This window comes from Ornithinibacillus halophilus (assembly GCF_900129485.1).
Lineage (GTDB): Bacteria > Bacillota > Bacilli > Bacillales > Amphibacillaceae > Ornithinibacillus > Ornithinibacillus halophilus.
This window is the reverse complement of record NZ_FQVW01000001.1, coordinates 119559-136451: the sequence shown is the minus strand read 5'-3', so window position 1 is coordinate 136451 and position 16893 is coordinate 119559. Positions and strand designations below refer to the sequence as shown.

The window sequence follows — 16893 nt, the reverse complement described above, 5'->3', positions numbered from 1 at the left end:
CTCCTTTCAGGGTTAATGTTAGCTTAATTAATAATTTATAAATAATTCCATGAGTTCTGCTGCTTTATCTACATCCATTGCCTCCATAATCGTACCCCGTTCTTTATTAGACAACTGGCTTAAAATCGATAAAGCTGTATGGTTTTCAAGTTCTTGTAGAATACTAGCTGCTTGCTCACGTTCCATTTCTTTAAGAGAACTAGATATATCATTAAATTTTATTTCCATTTCTTCTTCAGTTAGTTGTTTTTCTTCCAATTCCGCATATAATTGGTCCAACTCTTCTTGCATGCTTTCAATGGTTGATTCCAAAACTGTGACTTCCGATTCGAGACTAGTAATTGTTGAATCTTTTTCATTCAGTTTAGTAGTCATTTGTTTTTCTAATTCTTCCATTTCCTGTTCTTCATTAGTTGTTACAAAATTAGATACAACTGGAATATTATTTGTCGTATTCTTTACCCAGCCTGTTACATCAACACCTACTATAGAAAGAATAATGACAGTAAGAGTTATCGCAATAAAAACTGGTATGATGATTGCAAAAAGAAACCAAAGAAATGGATTCATTCTTTTATTTTCATTTTCTTTTTTCGCCATACCATCACCTATTCATATGCCCTACAAATTGTTGTAAAGATATTTCATCCATTAATTTCGCTTCTAATTTCTTAGATAATTCAAATTCTTCTTTTTTACGTCTCTCAATCACTGTTTCGAACTTCTTTACCTCTTTGTAAGAATCCGTTAACTCATCTCGACTTTTTTCCATATAAGATCTTGCCTGTTGTACATCCCCTTGAAGATTCAAAATTTGTTCTTGTAGTTTGTTAATATAGGATGTTTGAGTTTTAATCTCATCTATTGGAATTGCCTTTTTAATGGAAGTTTCGTAATTGAGTTCAGCTTCCTCTTTTTTTCTCAATAGATAATATAATTTCGTTGCAACTTCTTCAAATTGGTCGATGGAATTTTGGTATACTTTTAATGCCTTTTGCTTTTCCAACTCTTGTAAATCAAGGATTTTTTCTAATGCATGTGTATTTGCCATTTTTATGTGATCCCTCCAGCCAATTCTTTTAACGCTTGTATTGACTCTTCCAAGGAGTAATATTCTAATACATCTTGCTTCAAGAATGTTTGAATCTTAGGATAGAACGAGATAGCTTGGTCTATTTTTGGGTCAGTCCCTCGCTTATATGCTCCAATTTGAATCAATTCATTGTTCTCTTCATAAGTTGCCATTAAGGATCGTAATTTCATTGTATTCTCTTTATGGTCACTAGAAACGATCTTATTCATGGTTCTACTGACAGACTTTAAAACATTAATAGCTGGGTATTGTCCTTGTTCAGCTAGCCTGCGATCCATGACAAAGTGACCATCTAATATCCCTCTGACCGCATCTGCAATTGGTTCGTTCATGTCATCACCGTCTACCAAAACTGTATAAAATGCTGTAATTGCACCATGTTCATTCGTACCAGTTCTTTCTAGCAACTTTGGTAGTATCGCAAAAACTGAAGGTGGATACCCTTTCGTAGTTGGGGGTTCTCCAGAAGCTAAACCAACTTCCCTTTGTGCCATTGCTACACGTGTAACAGAATCCATCATCAAATTGACTTGATAACCTAAATCTCTAAAGTATTCACTAATCGCAGTTGCGGTATAGGCCCCTTTTAATCTCATTAAGGCTGGTTGGTCTGAAGTTGCAACGACAATGATTGACTTCTTTAATCCTTCTTCTCCCAAATCGTAATCGATGAAATCCCTTACTTCTCTTCCACGTTCTCCAATAAGTGCAATAACATTAATATCAGCTGTGCTATTTCTAGCTATCATGCCTAATAACGTACTCTTACCAACACCACTACCAGCAAACAGGCCGATTCTTTGTCCTTGTCCGACAGTTAACATGGAATCTATTGCTTTCACGCCAACTTGAATTGGCTTGTTAATCGGTGCTCTTGTCATAGGGTTTGGTGGCGACTGTTCTGTACCATAACTAGTTAATCCTTTTGGTAGCGTGGATTCGTCCATGCACATTCCCAATGAATCAACGACTTTTCCAATGAGACCACGCCCAACTTTTATTTTAAGTGGTTTTTTTGTCGATTCTACTAAACATCCAGGACCAATTTCGTTCACTTCGGTATAAGGCATTAGTAATATTTTCTCTTTATTAAAACCAACTACTTCTGCCATGACTGCCTTTTTGTTTGACGATTGAGGATAGATAAAGCAGACTTCTCCTATGTTAGCAGCCGGTCCTTGAGATTCAATCATAATCCCAATTACTCGCTGTACCTTTCCATATCTTTTATAAACATCTGTTTGTTCTATCGCAGTGAACAGTTTAGTAGTTTCCATCATTATTCTCCATTTACAATCGTATATAGTACTTGCCTTATTTCATTTAATTGAGTATCGATGCTAGCATCAATTTTCCCGTATGGATATTCAATAATACAACTACCAATTGTAGCTTTTTCGCTAATATAAATAGATAAGTCAACCTTATCGCCAATAATTTGCATTAGTTCTTCTTTCTGCTTAATAACCAATTCATAGTTTTCAGGATTTAAATGAATCGAGATTACAGAATGGTCCTTAATGTCTTCTATAGCTTTATGCACTAATGGAAAGAAATTCTCTGGTTTTTCATCTAACTTTTGATAGAGAATTTTTTCTGCAATATGGATAGCTAAGTCGATAATATCCTGGTCGCTATTATCCAATAAATTATGATATTCATTGCGAGCAGTTTCGACTAATGCGTTAACCTTTTCTATATGTTCCGTGTATTGATGAAGCCCTTCTTCTTTACCAAGCTTTAACCCTTCTTGATATGCCTCTTGTTTAACTGTCTCTTGAAGGTGGACTTTTTCTTCTTCCCACGCTAATTTAAGTTTCTCAACTTCGTCTGTTGTCTCCTGAAGAACTGTTTCTTTTTCCTCTTTTAGTTTAACTAATTCTTCTTTAGCTTTTACTAATTGGTTTCGGATCCTCTGTTCTTCTTGTTCTAAATCAAGATTGGTACTTTGTATATCAGTATCATTTTTTATAGTAATAGGTTTGATTCGGATAAGTTTACCATTTGAAAATTGGGAATTAGACAATAATATCGTCTCCTCCACCTCTAGCAATAACTATTTCTCCAATATCTTCTAGTCTACGGATGATAGCAACAATTCTAGTCTGCGCTTCTTCAACATCTCTTAAGCGTACAGGCCCCATATACTCCATTTCTTCTTTGAAGGTTTCGGCCATTCGATTGGACATATTTTTAAATACGATTTCTTTCACTTCATCACTTGATACTTTAAGCGCCAAACGTAAATCGTCATTTTCAGCTTCCCGAATAACTCGTTGAATAGCACGATTATCAAGAATAACAATATCTTCAAATACAAACATTCGTTTCTTAATTTCATCTGCTAATTCAGGGTCTTGAATCTCTAGCGCATCTAAAATAGTCCGTTCTGTACTTCTATCAACGCCATTCAAAACTTCAACAACCGCTTGTATTCCTCCGGTTTGCGTATAATCGGCTGTTAAAGAGGAAGCGATCTTTCTTTCTAATACTTCTTCCACCTGATTAATAATATCAGGCGATGTAGAATCCATAGTTGCTATTCTACGTGCAACTTCTGCCTGCATTTCTTGAGGCAATTCAGATAATACTTGTCCTGATTGTTCAGGATCCAGATATGATAACACTAAAGCAATCGTCTGAGGGTGCTCATTCTGGATAAAATTTAGAATCTGATGTGGATCAGCTTTTCTAGCAAAATCAAACGGCCTCACCTGTAATGAAGACGTTAATCTATCAATAATAGCTGCAGCTTCTTGTTCTCCAAATGCTTTTTCTAATACTGTTTTCGCATAACCAACTCCACCTTGCGAAATATAGTCTTGGGCTAAAGCGATTTGATGAAATTGTTCTACTACATCATCTTTAATCGTAGAATCTACTTTTTTAACAGAGGAAATCTCTAAACTTAAGTTTTCAATTTCCTCCTCAGTTAAATGTTTATATATTTGGGCGGAGACATCCGGACCTAAGGAAATTAATAGGATAGCTGCCTTTTGTTTACCAGTTAAAGTTTGTTGTTTAGCCATATTAATCACTCCTATTCTTCGCTTAACCAGCTTCTAAGCAGTTTTGCGAAATCCTCAGGTTTATCTTTTGCCATTTTCTCTAATTGTTTTCTTCTAGCAACCGACTCTGACTCTGGTTGATCGGTAGGAATACTTGGACTTTCTTCTACTGAATTAGTATATAGTTCTGTATCAGTTATTGTTTCCTCATCAGAATTTCTACGTCTTACTAGTAAGATTATTAATAACAACAACAATAGTATTAAAGCACCACCAACAATGTAAGCCCAAGTTGGTATAGAAGATGATGTTGATGACTGTGGTGTAGTTGCCGTTTCACTAAACTCTTGGAAAACGATAGAAGTTTTTTCACCTGCATCTACTTCGCCGTAATCCTTATCAATTGATGTAGTAATAATAGAGTTTAAAATAGTTGAGATTTCTTCTGAGATAATTTGCTCTTCTTGTTGACGGTCTTCTACTCTATTGATTGCCACTTGAATTCCTAAATCTCGTATTTTATAAGGACTTTCTATAATTTCTTTTCGAATACGATTAAATTCATTATTAACTGTTTCTTTTACTAATTCGTATTCACCGTTGTCTCCATTGTCATCACCAGGATAATTAGGAACTTCTTCCTCTCCAGCCCCTACTACTCCACCAGCATTTGCACCATTCCCGGTATAAGTTTCATGAATCGTTTCTATACTTACCGGTAATGTGTCTAAATCCTCAGGATCCACCGGTTCAACAATTTCTTCAATTCGATTCTCACTAGTAAAATCAATATCTGTAGTTACAGAAACAATAACATTTCCCGGCCCTACCATTGCTCCTAACATCTGTTGAACTCTTTTTTGTATATCTCTTTCAATGTCTTTTTTCACAGTTTGTTGATAGGTATACGTATCCTGTGCTCCATTATTGTTTTGTGTATTCCGATCAAAATAATCCAAATATTGGTTTCTGATTACAATCTCATCTGGAGATAAGTTAGGGATTGCTTTTGATACCAAATGATATAACGACTCAATCTGATTCCCTTCAAATTGATGACCAGGCTTGGTGTGCAAAATAATAGACGCTGATGCTGGTTGTGTTGCCTCGCTTACAAACACGGGTTCTTCCGGTATATTAATCATAACCTCAGCATTATCTATACCTTCAATACTCTTAATTAAGTTTGCAAGCTCTGACTGCATGGCATCCAATTTCATCATATTAAATTCATTATCAGTTACACCCCAAGAGGAGTTTTCACTGAAAAAGGAATAATCGATACTACCACTATTAGGAATCCCTTGCCCAGCAAGATCCACTAGTAAATTATCAACTTGTTCTTCAGGAACCGAAATTGTAGTACCACCGTTTTCTAACTCGTAAGGAATACCTCTAGCATCCAATTCCGTTTTTATTTGTCCTACCTCTTGTAAGGAGAGGTTATTATATAAAGGAACAAATTTAGAATTGAAGGCAAATAATGAAATAACGATAATTAGTGCGATTATAAACACGAGGGATCCTATCAGTATTCCTTTTTGTGTTCGATTTCGTTCTATCCATAATGATTTAGCTGACTCTCTATATTTCAGTAATTTTTCCTTCATATATTCCCCCGCCAAAGTACGAAACATGTAGTAGATATGGGGTTATCTTCCTTTCACCTTTACAAAGAAGTAGCCCTGTTTAATCTACTAAAAATGTTAAACATCTTTATTTTTCTGCCGATAATAAGAATAAGAACATATTAAACTTGCATTCGCATAATTTCGTTGTATGCATCGACAACTTTTTTCTGTATTTGTACCGTAGTTTCTAAGGTAATACTAGCTTTTTGTGCTGTTATCATTACATCATGTAAATCATTAATTTCACCAAGTGCTAAAGCTTCTGTTTTTTTATCTGATTCTACTTGCGCTTTGTTTACTTGCTCAATAGAGTTCTTAAGTATATTTGCAAAATTAGCTTGAGCTTCTCCTGGTGTTGTTTTTTTAGCTTCCAGTTGTGGTTGCAATGACTGCAGTTGATGGATGCTGCCTATAAAATTATTCATAGGTTATACTCCTCATGTGAATTTATTTTCCAATCTCTAGCGCTTTGAGTAACATATTTTTACTAGCATTAAGCGCGGTAACGTTTGCCTCATATGACCTAGTGGCACTCATTAGATCCACCATTTCTTTCAATGGATCTACATTAGGCATTTGAACATAGCCTTCTTCATTTGCATCAGGATGTGTAGGATTATAAACTACCTTAAAAGGTGTTTGGTCATCTACTATTTCAGATACGACTACACCCTTACTTGTTCCTTGACTTGTAGTGTTGGATGCTGTCTGTAAAAATGACTGAAAGCTTCCATCTTTTGGCTCCATTGAAACCATTTTCCTACGATACGGTTCAAATTCTCCAGCTTCATTAATAGTTGCTCGTGTGGATTGCGCATTTGCGATATTAGAAGAAACAACATCCATTCTTAGTCTTTGAGCAGTTAAGGCACTACCACTAGTATTTAGAGCATTAAATATAGACACTGTTACCTTCCTCCTCTAATAACCGTTTGTAAACTACTAAACTTACCATTAATACGGTCTACTAAACTTTGATAATAAATTTGATTTTTTGCAAGATCTGTCATTTCTTTATCAATATCCACATTGTTTCCATTATGGTTATATGTGGTATTATTATTTGTCGTTATTTGAAACCCTGGGGATGGATTGTGATTAAATGGTATATGTTTTGTATGAGTTCGAGCTGCGGGTAGTGAATTAGCTAGTTTATCGTTTAAAACATTTTTAAAAACGACTTCCTGTGCTTTGTATCCAGGTGTGTCAACATTTGCAATATTATTTGAGATTACTTGATTTTTTTTAGATGCATAATTAAGTGATTGCTGAAGTTGTTGTACTGTACCTCCAAATAAATCCATTACAATCCTCCTAACCAAATTTAACAATAATTCCCCTATTATGTTACATATCTTTAATAGTATTGTAATTTATTTCACAGACAAAGTCTATCAGATTTCGACAAAATTCATCGTCCTTCTAAAATTAGTCACATTTTACTAGGATGATATAACTAAAATTTAACATAAATTAACTAATTTTCATAATTTTTATGTAATTACAAGGAGCATAATGTCGTTTCTTGTAATATTCCAAGAACACAAAAAAACTAACGGAAAACTTCCGTTAGTTTTTTGATATATTTAGTCTACATTTAGAATATTATCTCGAACGCAGTTTCTCTAACTCAACTAAGAACTTGTCATTTAATACTTTAATGTAAGTACCTTTCATTCCTAAGGAACGAGACTCAATTACTCCTGCGCTTTCCAATTTACGTAATGCATTTACAATAACACTTCTAGTAATTCCAACTCTATCTGCGATTTTACTTGCTACAAGCAATCCTTCATGGCCGTTTAACTCTTCGAAAATATGATCAATTGCTTCTAGTTCACTGTATGAAAGGGAACTAATAGCCATTTGAACAACTGCTTTACTTCGTGCTTCCATTTCAATTTCTTCTGTCTTCTCATGTAGAATTTCCATTCCTACTACAGTAGCTCCGTATTCTGCAAGTAACAAATCATCATCACTGAAACTATCTTGCAAACGGCCGATAATTAAAGTTCCTAGTCTTTCTCCTCCACCAATTATTGGAACGATGGTGGTTAAGCCATTTTGGAATAACTCACGATTTTCCTCCGGGAATACTGTATACGGGCTGTCAATATCCAAGTTAGACGTTGTTTCGTGAATATGAAATAGACCTTCTGTATACTCTTCAGGGAACTGTCTTTCTTCAAGCATCCCTTTCATACGCTCATTTTCAATCTCCTGATTGATAGCGAATCCTAGTAATTTTCCTCTTCTACTTAATATAAACACATTTCCTTTAATTACATCAGTAAGAGAGGCAGCCATATCATTGAAGTTTACTGATTTTCCTGTTGCTTTCTGTAACATTGAGTTAATTTTTCTTGCACGATTTAATAGTTCCATTGTAATCCTCCATTATTAAATTTTATTAGTTTTCTATAGTATAAATTGACTTAAGTCTTTATTTTTCACAATTGTACTTAACTTTTCATCTACATAAGCTGGTGTTATTTCAATAGTTTCCATAGTAATATCTGGTGCTTCAAATGATAAGTCTTCCAACAATTTTTCAAGTATTGTATGTAGTCGTCTAGCACCAATATTGTCTGTATCCTGATTTACTTGATAGGCAATTTCTGCAAGTCTATTTACAGCTTTGTCTGTAAATACAACATTTATACCTTCCGTTTTCAATAAAGCTACATATTGTTTTAATAAGGCGTTGGAAGGTTCATTTAATATTCGTTTGAAGTCTTCAACGGATAACTTTTCAAGTTCCACTCTAATTGGAAATCTACCTTGTAACTCTGGAATCAAATCAGACGGCTTAGCCATATGGAAAGCTCCAGCTGCTATAAATAACATATGATCCGTCTTTACAGGGCCATGTTTGGTTACAATAGTTGATCCTTCTACAATTGGTAGAATATCTCTTTGAACACCTTCCCGTGATACATTCGGTGAATTATCTTGTTTTCCAGCAACCTTATCAATCTCATCAATAAAAATAATTCCAGACTGTTCCGCTCTTTGAACGGCCTCTTGTGCCACTTCTTCCATATCGACTAATTTCTGTGCTTCTTGTTGAGTGATAATTTTTCTTGCTTCAGATACTGGTAATTTTCTCTTTTTCTTCTTCTTAGGCATAAATTGACCTAATGCATCTTGCATATTCATTCCCATTTGTTCCATTCCAGAACCTTGCAACATATCAAACATGGATGGAGGCATTTCCTCTATTTCGACTGTAACTATATGATCCTCCAATTCTCCCATTGCAAGTTGCTGTTGAATTCGCTGACGCTTTGTTCGAACTTCATCATCTTTCTCATTATCATGATCAGTATTATCGTTGTTATTTTGACCTGAAAATAACATTTCAAAAGGATTGGTGACATTTGACTGTTTTTTCGCCTGAGGTACTAGTAACTTAACTAATTTCTTGTCAGCTTCTACTTTAGCTTTTTCCATTACTTCATTCATTTTTTCTTCTTTTACCATTCTTAATGACATTTCTACTAAATCCCGAACCATAGATTCTACATCTCGGCCAACATAACCAACCTCGGTAAATTTGGTAGCTTCTACTTTTATAAACGGAGCACCTACCATTTTTGCTAACCTTCTAGCTATTTCCGTTTTACCGACACCTGTTGGACCAATCATTAGAATATTCTTAGGTACAATTTCATCTTTTATCTTTTCATCTAATTTTGAGCGTCGATAGCGATTTCTTAATGCTACTGCAACAGACTTCTTGGCATTATGTTGGCCAATAATATATTTATCAAGATGATCAACGATTTGTCTTGGAGTAAACTCAATACTCATTAGACCATGGCCTCCTTATTATTCAAGTACTTCCAGTGTAATTTGATCATTCGTAAACACACAAATATCTCCAGCAATCTCCATTGCAGCTTGAGCAATCTCTTTTGCGGAAAGATGATCAGAATATTTAACCAATGCTCTTCCAGCACTAAGTGCATAATTTCCACCAGAACCTATGGCTAGAATTCCATCATCCGGTTCAATAACCTCACCTGTACCAGAAACGACAAACATATTGTCTTTGTTCATAACAATTAACATGGCTTCTAGCTTTCTTAGCACTTTATCACTGCGCCATTCTTTCGCTAATTCTACTGCAGCACGCATTAAGTTACCATTATATGCTTCCAATTTACCTTCAAACTTTTCAAACAATGTAAAAGCATCCGCTACAGAACCTGCAAAACCTGCAAGTACTTGACCATTGAATAGTCTTCGTACCTTTTTGGCTTTATGTTTCATTACAACCTGATTACCTAATGTTACCTGACCGTCACCACTCATTGCGCATTGACCTTTATGCATTACAGCAAAAATCGTTGTAGCATGTATCTCTTGTACCAATCTATTCACCTCACTTAAGTTACTTTCTAGCTCTTGGATGACTATTCATGTATATATTACGTAAGTGATCCTTTGTCACATGAGTATAAATTTGAGTAGAAGATAGTTTTTCATGTCCCAATAGCTCTTGCACTGTCCGTAAATCTGCCCCCTCATTCAGCATATGTGTAGCGAACGTATGCCTCAATTTATGTGGGTGTATATGAATGGTTAAGGCTGCACGTTCTACCATTTTATTCAGAATTAATCGAATCCCTCTAGTAGTTAACGGGTTTCCTCTGGAGTTAAGAAAAACGGTACTTGAAGGTGTCTTCGCTAGGGTAACTAACTTCTCTCTTCCCTCATAGATATACTTTTTTAGAGCATTTTCAGCAAACTTTCCAAATGGTACATATCGATCCTTTCTTCCTTTTCCATGAACCAATATTGTTCCAATTGAAAAATCCACATCATCTAACTGTAGCTGCTGGAGTTCACTAACCCTTATACCTGTTGCGTATAGCAATTCAAGGATAGCTTGATTTCTCTGACCTAATGGCGTGGAAGTATCATTAGCTTCAAATAGTTTCTCTAATTCTTCTGTATAGAAAAATCCTGGAATATTTTTTTCTGTTTTAGGTAATGAAATGTGATTAACCGGATTTGTATCGATAATTTCTTCTCTCTCCAAAAAACTAAAAAAACTTCTCAATGTCGAAATGTTCCTAGATACAGTTCTTCTTGATAGTTGTTGTTCATACAGGAACGTTAAAAATACTCGAATCACTTTATGGTCAACATCGTTTAAACTTGCAATTCCTTCTGTATTGAGAAATGAGAAAAGTTTTTCTAAATCATTTTTGTAGTATTCAATCGTATACGGAGAAGCATTTTTTTCGATTTTTAAGTAAGTAATAAAGCTGTTAAGTTCTTTTGAAAAAGTCTTCAACCTTTCACCCCATTAACTGCGAGTACATCATATCAAGTAATTTCATCCATACACAAGTAACTTAACAAAATTGTAACAAAATTCTGAAATAACTTCAAGAATTTAGAAGTTTTGTGAACTCAAAAGTTGTCTTGCACCCTAATTTAATACTATAATATATACGTCAATCATTAACCTACAAACAAAGTGTCAAGTATATCACCTTACCAAAGGGTAATTATATCCGTTTATAAATTATTAGTCAATCAAAACAATTCCCTCTTTTATAAAAATTTAATAGCTTATTAATACTTACATATTTAAATTTTTTCCATTTTATTATTTTTTATTCTACAAATTCATACTTTTTAAAACTATTGTTTCTTTTCCCTCTCTTGGAGTATTTCAAACATTGTCGAAAATCAAATTGCCAAAAAAGCGAAAGACCCAAACATTCCGTTTGGATCTTTAGAAAATTAGCTTATCCTATTTTTAGGTTTGGGCTTTTTCTTTATAATCACAGTTTGTACATTGAATTTGCGTTTCCTTTTTACTTCTCTTTTCAACAAGTAATGATTCACATTTAGGGCACGGTCTCGAAATAGGTTTATCCCACGAAACAAAGTCACATTCAGGAAAACGATCACAACCATAGAAAACTCTACGTTTTTTAGATTTACGTTCTACAACATTTCCTTCCTCACACTTAGGACAATTTACTCCTATTTCCTTCAATATCGGTTTTGTATTACGACATTCAGGGAAGTTAGAACATGCTAAGAACTTTCCATACCGACCCATTTTGTATACCATTTCATGTCCACAGTTCTCACAGTCAATCCCTGCAGGTTCATCCTTAATCTCAATTTTTTCCATTTCTTCTTCTGCCGTATCAAGACGTTTTTTAAAGTCTTGGTAGAAATTATCAATTAATTTGACCCATTCTACTTTACCATCTTCAATAGAATCCAAGTCACTTTCCATCTGAACAGTAAAGTTAACATCAATAATTTCTGGGAAGAACTCGATTAATAAGTCGACTACAATGGAACCTAATTCTGTTGGGACAAACCTCTTGTTATCCAAACTGACGTAGCCACGACGTTGTATAGTATCAAGTGTCGGAGCATATGTGGAAGGTCTACCGATTCCTTGTTCCTCCATTGTTTTAACAAGTCTAGCTTCTGTATATCTCGGTGGTGGTTGTGTAAAGTGTTGATTTGGTTTTATTTCTTTGGCTTCAACTACCATCCCTTCTTGCAAATCTGGTAGCAGTTTATCTTCTTCTTTCTTGTTATCATCATTTCCTTCCACGTAAACTTTCATAAAACCTTTAAATTTTACTTTTGAGCCAGTTGCCCGAAATTCTACATCGTTATTTGTTAAATGTACAGTCATTGTATCCATAATAGCTGGAGCCATCTGACTAGCTAAAAATCGTTCCCAGATCAATTTGTATAATCGTAGTTGATCACGAGATAATACCGTTTTCAACGTCTTAGGGTCGCGCATAACTGATGTTGGGCGGATTGCTTCGTGAGCATCTTGTGCTCCATCTTTTTGTTTCTCTTTTTTGCTAACACCCAGATAGTCACTACCATATTGAGACTCAATATAATTTGCAGCCTCTTCTTTAGCAGTATTTGAAATTCGAGTAGAGTCGGTACGCATGTACGTAATTAAACCAGTAATACCTCCTGCTTTTTTCCCTAAATCTATTCCTTCATATAATTGTTGTGCTACCATCATCGTTTTTCGAGCTCTAAAATTAAGCTTTCGAGCTGCTTCTTGTTGTAATGAAGATGTTATGAATGGTTTAGCAGGGTTACGTTTTCTTTCACGCTTGTTCACCTTAGAAACTGAAAAATCATTTCCATTTAAAGTGGATTGAATTTTTTGAACGTCATCCTCTGATTTTAGTTCCGTTTTCTTTCCATCAATACCATAAAAAGATCCTTCAAATGTCTCTTTATCTTTCAAAAATTCTGCTTCTATTGACCAATATTCTTCTGGTTTAAAGTTTTCGATCTCTTTTTCTCGGTCAACAATCATCTTTAAAGCAACTGATTGAACTCTACCTGCACTTAAACCCTTTTTAACTTTTTTCCATAATAATGGACTAATGTTATAACCAACTAGACGGTCTAATATTCTTCGTGCTTGCTGAGCATCCACTAGGTCCATATCAATTGATCGAGGATTTTTAAAAGATTCTTTTATTGCATCTTTCGTAATTTCATTAAACACTACTCGACAGTTTGAGTTTTCATCCACATTCAAGATATGCGCTAAATGCCAAGCAATGGCTTCTCCTTCTCTATCGGGGTCAGCCGCGAGGAAAATTTTCTTTGCTTTTTTTGCTGATTTTCTCAAGTCTTTTAAAATATCCCCTTTTCCACGAACCGTAATATATTTTGGTTTATAATCTTGTTCAACATCTACTCCCGTTTGGCTTTTAGGTAAATCCCTTACATGACCCATGGAAGCTTTCACTTGATATTTTTTTCCTAAATACCTCTCAATTGTCTTTGCTTTTGCTGGCGATTCAACGATTACTAGATAATCTGCCATTTATTTTCCTCCCCAAATGAGGTTCTAGTTATTAGAAAGTTGTATTCTGATTAGTACATATTATTTTTATAACCTAAAATGAACCCGTATTAAATCTTATTTTTGATAATTGAAATCTTCACTATTATTAAATATATACCTTATGTTTGTCAAACATACTGTTATAATTTTTTTGCTTTTTAGTTAATTTATTGTCTTTTTTTACCATTTTTTATACACATTTTCCCAATCTTCTATTATATCTTCTCCATTTAAAACTAATTTAGCACCATCCTGTATCATTTGATGACAACCTTTAGTCTGTGGTGTTAATGGAGAACCCGGTACTGCGTACACTTCCCTACCTTGGTCAAGTGCTTGGTCTACTGTAATTAACGTACCACTCTTTTCAGTTGCTTCTATTACTAAAGTGCCAAAACTTAAACCACTAATAATACGATTTCTCTCAGGGAAATGAAATGGTTTAGGAGGTGTGTCTGGAGGGTATTCTGAAATAACTAAACCGTTCTTTATAATTTGCTTAAATAGAGAGATGTTTTCTTTAGGATAAATTTTATTAAAACCACTTCCTAAAACAGCAATTGTCTTTCCATTGTATGCTAAAGTCAGCTTATGGGCAAAACTATCTATCCCTCTAGCCATTCCACTAGCAATGACCCAATTCCTATCAACTAGTGGTTTAATATAATGTTTTACTTTCAACATTCCCTCATCTGAAGGTTTTCTAGTCCCTATAATACTCAAAACAGGTTTTTGGTGCATAAGTGATCTATCACCGACCATATATAAAATTAGCGGTGCGTCTTTAATAGTTTTTAACATAGGAGGATAGCCATCGTCAACTATTGTAATAATATCGACATTCTTTTGTTCCTGCAAAGTATTCCGATAAAGCTGTTCATCGTGGAGACTTTTATGGAGTAGATTTGCTTTTTCAATTGAAATGGAGAAGAATTTGCTTAATGTTGGAGAAGAAAAATGAAAAATATCTTTTAGTGTAGGGTCATACCTGAGGAGTAAACGGATCATTCTTCGATTCATACCGTAACATCTACTAATATGAATAAGTCTATTTCTTAATTCACTCAAAAATACACTACCTTTCCTTCCATTATTTAAATAATATTTTTAATATAATTGGTAGGTCTACCAAACAGTAGACCTACCAATTTATAATGATATTATAGTTTAGTGTGTTTTACATTTCTCTTGTAAACCTTTGTCTTTCAGTACTTTAATCATGGTATCTCCAATTACTGCAGGAGTATCAGCTACTTCAATACCACAAGAATTCATAACTCGGATTTTCTCATCTGCAGTACCTTTACCACCCGAGATAATAGCTCCAGCGTGTCCCATACGTTTTCCAGGAGGTGCAGTTGCTCCACCAATAAATCCAACGACAGGTTTTTTCATATTAGCTTTCACCCATTCCGCAGCCTCTTCTTCTGCAGTACCACCAATTTCACCAATCATAATTACAGCTTCAGTGTCTGGATCTTCGTTAAATGCTTTTAACACATCAATAAAGTCTGTTCCGTTTACAGGGTCCCCACCGATTCCAACAGCAGTTGATTGGCCATACCCTTGTTGTGATAACTGGTGAACAGCTTCATACGTCAATGTACCAGAACGAGATACAACACCGATGTGTCCTTTTTTATGAATGTATCCTGGCATGATACCGATTTTACATTCTTCTGGTGTTATAACACCAGGACAGTTTGGACCAACTAATCTTGTTTTCTTACCTTCCATATATCTTTTTACTTTAACCATATCTAATACTGGGATGTGTTCTGTTATACAAATAACTAAATCTAACTCAGCATCAACAGCTTCAAGAATAGCATCAGCTGCAAATGGAGCAGGAACATAGATTACAGAAGCGTTTGCTCCAGTTTCTTCAACTGCATCTTTAACAGTATTAAATACAGGAACACCCTCAACTTCCGTACCAGCTTTTTTAGGTGTAACTCCACCAACAATTTTCGTACCATATTCAAGCATTTGTTTAGTGTGGAATCTAGCAGTACCGCCGGTGATCCCTTGAACAATAACTTTTGTATCCTTATTTATATATACGCTCATTTTCGTCCGTCCTTTCTTTCGATCAGAGTCTAAACCATCAATTCCATATAAACTATTTTACCATTGCTACGATTTTTTGAGCTCCATCAGCCATGGAATCCGCTGCAGTAATATCTAGTCCTGATTCATCTAAAATTTTCTTCCCTAAGTCTACATTCGTTCCTTCTAAACGCACGACTAACGGTAAATCTAATCCCACTTGTTTCGTAGCTTCAACTACTCCTTCAGCGATTACATCACATTTCATGATTCCACCAAAGATATTAACAAAGATACCTTTAACATTTGAGTCAGATAGAATAATCTTAAATGCTTCTGTTACTTTCTCTGCTGTAGCACCACCACCAACATCTAGGAAGTTAGCCGGATCGCCGCCATAATGCTTAATAATATCCATTGTAGACATAGCTAATCCTGCACCATTAACCATACAACCAATATTTCCATCTAGGGATACATAACTTAAATCATATTTAGAAGCTTCAATTTCTTTTTCATCTTCTTCTTCTAAGTCTCTCATTTCCGTTACATCTTTTTGACGGTATAATGCATTATCATCAAAGTTCAATTTAGCATCCAATGCTAATACTTCACCATCACCAGTTGTAACTAATGGATTAATCTCAGCAATAGAACAATCTTTTGCAACAAATGCATCGTATAATCCTGTCATAAATTTAACAGCTTTTCCGATTAACGCATCTGGAATATTTATATTGAATGCTAGTCTACGAGCTTGATAACCTGTCAACCCTACTACTGGATCGATTACTTCTTTAAAAATCTTTTCAGGTGTTTCGGCTGCAACCTCTTCAATTTCCGTACCGCCTTCTTCAGATGCCATCATAACAACACGTGAAGTTGCACGATCAAGCACTACACCAACATAATATTCTTTTTGTATATCGCAGCCTTCCTCAATAAGTAAGCGCTTAACTTCCTTACCTTCTGGACCTGTTTGATGAGTAACTAAAGTTTTTCCTAAAATCTCATCTGCGTATGTACGTACTTCATCTAAATTTTTTGCTACTTTTACTCCCCCAGCTTTACCACGACCACCTGCATGAATTTGTGCTTTTACTACTGTTACAGATGAACCTAATTTTTCAGCAGCTTCTACAGCTTCTTCCACTGTGTATGCTACATATCCATTAGGAACTTTTACACCAAACTTCTGTAAAACTTCTTTGCCTTGATATTCATGAATGTTCATTG

At 34.9% G+C, this 16893-nt stretch carries 17 protein-coding genes; all 17 read right to left on the bottom strand.

Annotated features, from left to right (window positions below):
• Window positions 1-27 precede the first annotated feature (27 nt).
• Window positions 28-600: a MotE family protein gene (locus BUB12_RS00700; protein ID WP_072886949.1), complete on the bottom strand. Its 573-nt coding sequence runs from the start codon at window positions 598-600 to the stop codon at window positions 28-30.
• A gap of 4 nt (window positions 601-604) precedes the next feature.
• Entirely contained in the window at window positions 605-1051 is a 447-nt protein-coding gene (gene fliJ / locus BUB12_RS00695) for a flagellar export protein FliJ (RefSeq protein WP_072886947.1), read from the bottom strand.
• Window positions 1052-1053: 2 nt separating this feature from the next.
• The gene (fliI, locus tag BUB12_RS00690; RefSeq protein ID WP_072886945.1) at window positions 1054-2370 is read right to left on the bottom strand and encodes a flagellar protein export ATPase FliI; all 1317 of its coding nucleotides are present in this window, start codon (window positions 2368-2370) and stop codon (window positions 1054-1056) included.
• Window positions 2371-2372: 2 nt separating this feature from the next.
• Entirely contained in the window at window positions 2373-3119 is a 747-nt protein-coding gene (fliH, locus tag BUB12_RS00685; RefSeq protein ID WP_072886943.1) for a flagellar assembly protein FliH, read from the bottom strand.
• Entirely contained in the window at window positions 3112-4122 is a 1011-nt protein-coding gene (gene fliG, locus BUB12_RS00680) for a flagellar motor switch protein FliG (protein WP_072886942.1), read from the bottom strand. The genes fliH and fliG overlap by 8 nt, the downstream gene beginning before the upstream one ends.
• A gap of 11 nt (window positions 4123-4133) precedes the next feature.
• Window positions 4134-5711 carry a flagellar basal-body MS-ring/collar protein FliF gene (fliF, locus tag BUB12_RS00675; protein ID WP_072886940.1) on the bottom strand — a complete coding sequence of 526 codons (1578 nt, stop codon included), beginning with the start codon at window positions 5709-5711 and terminating at the stop codon, window positions 4134-4136.
• A gap of 140 nt (window positions 5712-5851) precedes the next feature.
• Window positions 5852-6157, bottom strand: a complete 306-nt coding sequence (fliE, locus tag BUB12_RS00670; RefSeq protein ID WP_072886938.1) for a flagellar hook-basal body complex protein FliE — start codon at window positions 6155-6157, stop codon at window positions 5852-5854.
• A 22-nt stretch (window positions 6158-6179) separates the two neighbouring features.
• Window positions 6180-6638 carry a flagellar basal body rod protein FlgC gene (flgC, locus tag BUB12_RS00665; RefSeq protein ID WP_072886937.1) on the bottom strand — a complete coding sequence of 153 codons (459 nt, stop codon included), beginning with the start codon at window positions 6636-6638 and terminating at the stop codon, window positions 6180-6182.
• Between the two features lie 2 nt (window positions 6639-6640).
• Window positions 6641-7036: a flagellar basal body rod protein FlgB gene (flgB, locus tag BUB12_RS00660; protein ID WP_072886935.1), complete on the bottom strand. Its 396-nt coding sequence runs from the start codon at window positions 7034-7036 to the stop codon at window positions 6641-6643.
• Window positions 7037-7337: 301 nt separating this feature from the next.
• Complete coding sequence (gene codY / locus BUB12_RS00655) at window positions 7338-8117, bottom strand: GTP-sensing pleiotropic transcriptional regulator CodY (protein WP_072886933.1); 780 nt, start codon at window positions 8115-8117, stop codon at window positions 7338-7340.
• A 33-nt stretch (window positions 8118-8150) separates the two neighbouring features.
• Window positions 8151-9545, bottom strand: coding sequence for an HslU--HslV peptidase ATPase subunit (gene hslU, locus BUB12_RS00650; protein WP_072886931.1), 1395 nt, complete (start codon window positions 9543-9545; stop codon window positions 8151-8153).
• Between the two features lie 18 nt (window positions 9546-9563).
• On the bottom strand, window positions 9564-10109 hold the full coding sequence (hslV, locus tag BUB12_RS00645) for an ATP-dependent protease subunit HslV (RefSeq protein ID WP_072886929.1): 546 nt from the start codon (window positions 10107-10109) through the stop codon (window positions 9564-9566).
• A gap of 19 nt (window positions 10110-10128) precedes the next feature.
• Window positions 10129-11037, bottom strand: a complete 909-nt coding sequence (gene xerC, locus BUB12_RS00640; protein ID WP_072886927.1) for a tyrosine recombinase XerC — start codon at window positions 11035-11037, stop codon at window positions 10129-10131.
• Between the two features lie 471 nt (window positions 11038-11508).
• Window positions 11509-13587, bottom strand: a complete 2079-nt coding sequence (gene topA / locus BUB12_RS00635) for a type I DNA topoisomerase (RefSeq protein ID WP_072886926.1) — start codon at window positions 13585-13587, stop codon at window positions 11509-11511.
• A 201-nt stretch (window positions 13588-13788) separates the two neighbouring features.
• A complete protein-coding gene (gene dprA / locus BUB12_RS00630; protein WP_072887668.1) occupies window positions 13789-14628 on the bottom strand; it encodes a DNA-processing protein DprA in 840 nt (279 codons plus the stop codon).
• Between the two features lie 147 nt (window positions 14629-14775).
• Window positions 14776-15678, bottom strand: coding sequence for a succinate--CoA ligase subunit alpha (gene sucD, locus BUB12_RS00625; RefSeq protein ID WP_072886924.1), 903 nt, complete (start codon window positions 15676-15678; stop codon window positions 14776-14778).
• Window positions 15679-15730: 52 nt separating this feature from the next.
• Entirely contained in the window at window positions 15731-16891 is a 1161-nt protein-coding gene (gene sucC, locus BUB12_RS00620) for an ADP-forming succinate--CoA ligase subunit beta (RefSeq protein WP_072886922.1), read from the bottom strand.
• Window positions 16892-16893 lie beyond the last annotated feature (2 nt).

Excerpts from the sequence above, each read along its gene's own strand:
- sucC (WP_072886922.1), bottom strand. The coding sequence starts at position 16,891 with ATGAACATTCATGAATATCAAGGCAAAGAAGTTTTACAGAAGTTTGGT.
- BUB12_RS00700 (WP_072886949.1), bottom strand. The coding sequence starts at position 600 with ATGGCGAAAAAAGAAAATGAAAATAAAAGAATGAATCCATTTCTTTGG.
- fliG (WP_072886942.1), bottom strand. The coding sequence starts at position 4,122 with ATGGCTAAACAACAAACTTTAACTGGTAAACAAAAGGCAGCTATCCTA.
- fliF (WP_072886940.1), bottom strand. The coding sequence starts at position 5,711 with ATGAAGGAAAAATTACTGAAATATAGAGAGTCAGCTAAATCATTATGG.
- codY (WP_072886933.1), bottom strand. The coding sequence starts at position 8,117 with ATGGAACTATTAAATCGTGCAAGAAAAATTAACTCAATGTTACAGAAA.
- fliI (WP_072886945.1), bottom strand. The coding sequence starts at position 2,370 with ATGGAAACTACTAAACTGTTCACTGCGATAGAACAAACAGATGTTTAT.
- fliE (WP_072886938.1), bottom strand. The coding sequence starts at position 6,157 with ATGAATAATTTTATAGGCAGCATCCATCAACTGCAGTCATTGCAACCA.
- flgB (WP_072886935.1), bottom strand. The coding sequence starts at position 7,036 with ATGGATTTATTTGGAGGTACAGTACAACAACTTCAGCAATCACTTAAT.
- dprA (WP_072887668.1), bottom strand. The coding sequence starts at position 14,628 with ATGAATCGAAGAATGATCCGTTTACTCCTCAGGTATGACCCTACACTA.
- hslU (WP_072886931.1), bottom strand. The coding sequence starts at position 9,545 with ATGAGTATTGAGTTTACTCCAAGACAAATCGTTGATCATCTTGATAAA.
- topA (WP_072886926.1), bottom strand. The coding sequence starts at position 13,587 with ATGGCAGATTATCTAGTAATCGTTGAATCGCCAGCAAAAGCAAAGACA.
- sucD (WP_072886924.1), bottom strand. The coding sequence starts at position 15,678 with ATGAGCGTATATATAAATAAGGATACAAAAGTTATTGTTCAAGGGATC.
- fliJ (WP_072886947.1), bottom strand. The coding sequence starts at position 1,051 with ATGGCAAATACACATGCATTAGAAAAAATCCTTGATTTACAAGAGTTG.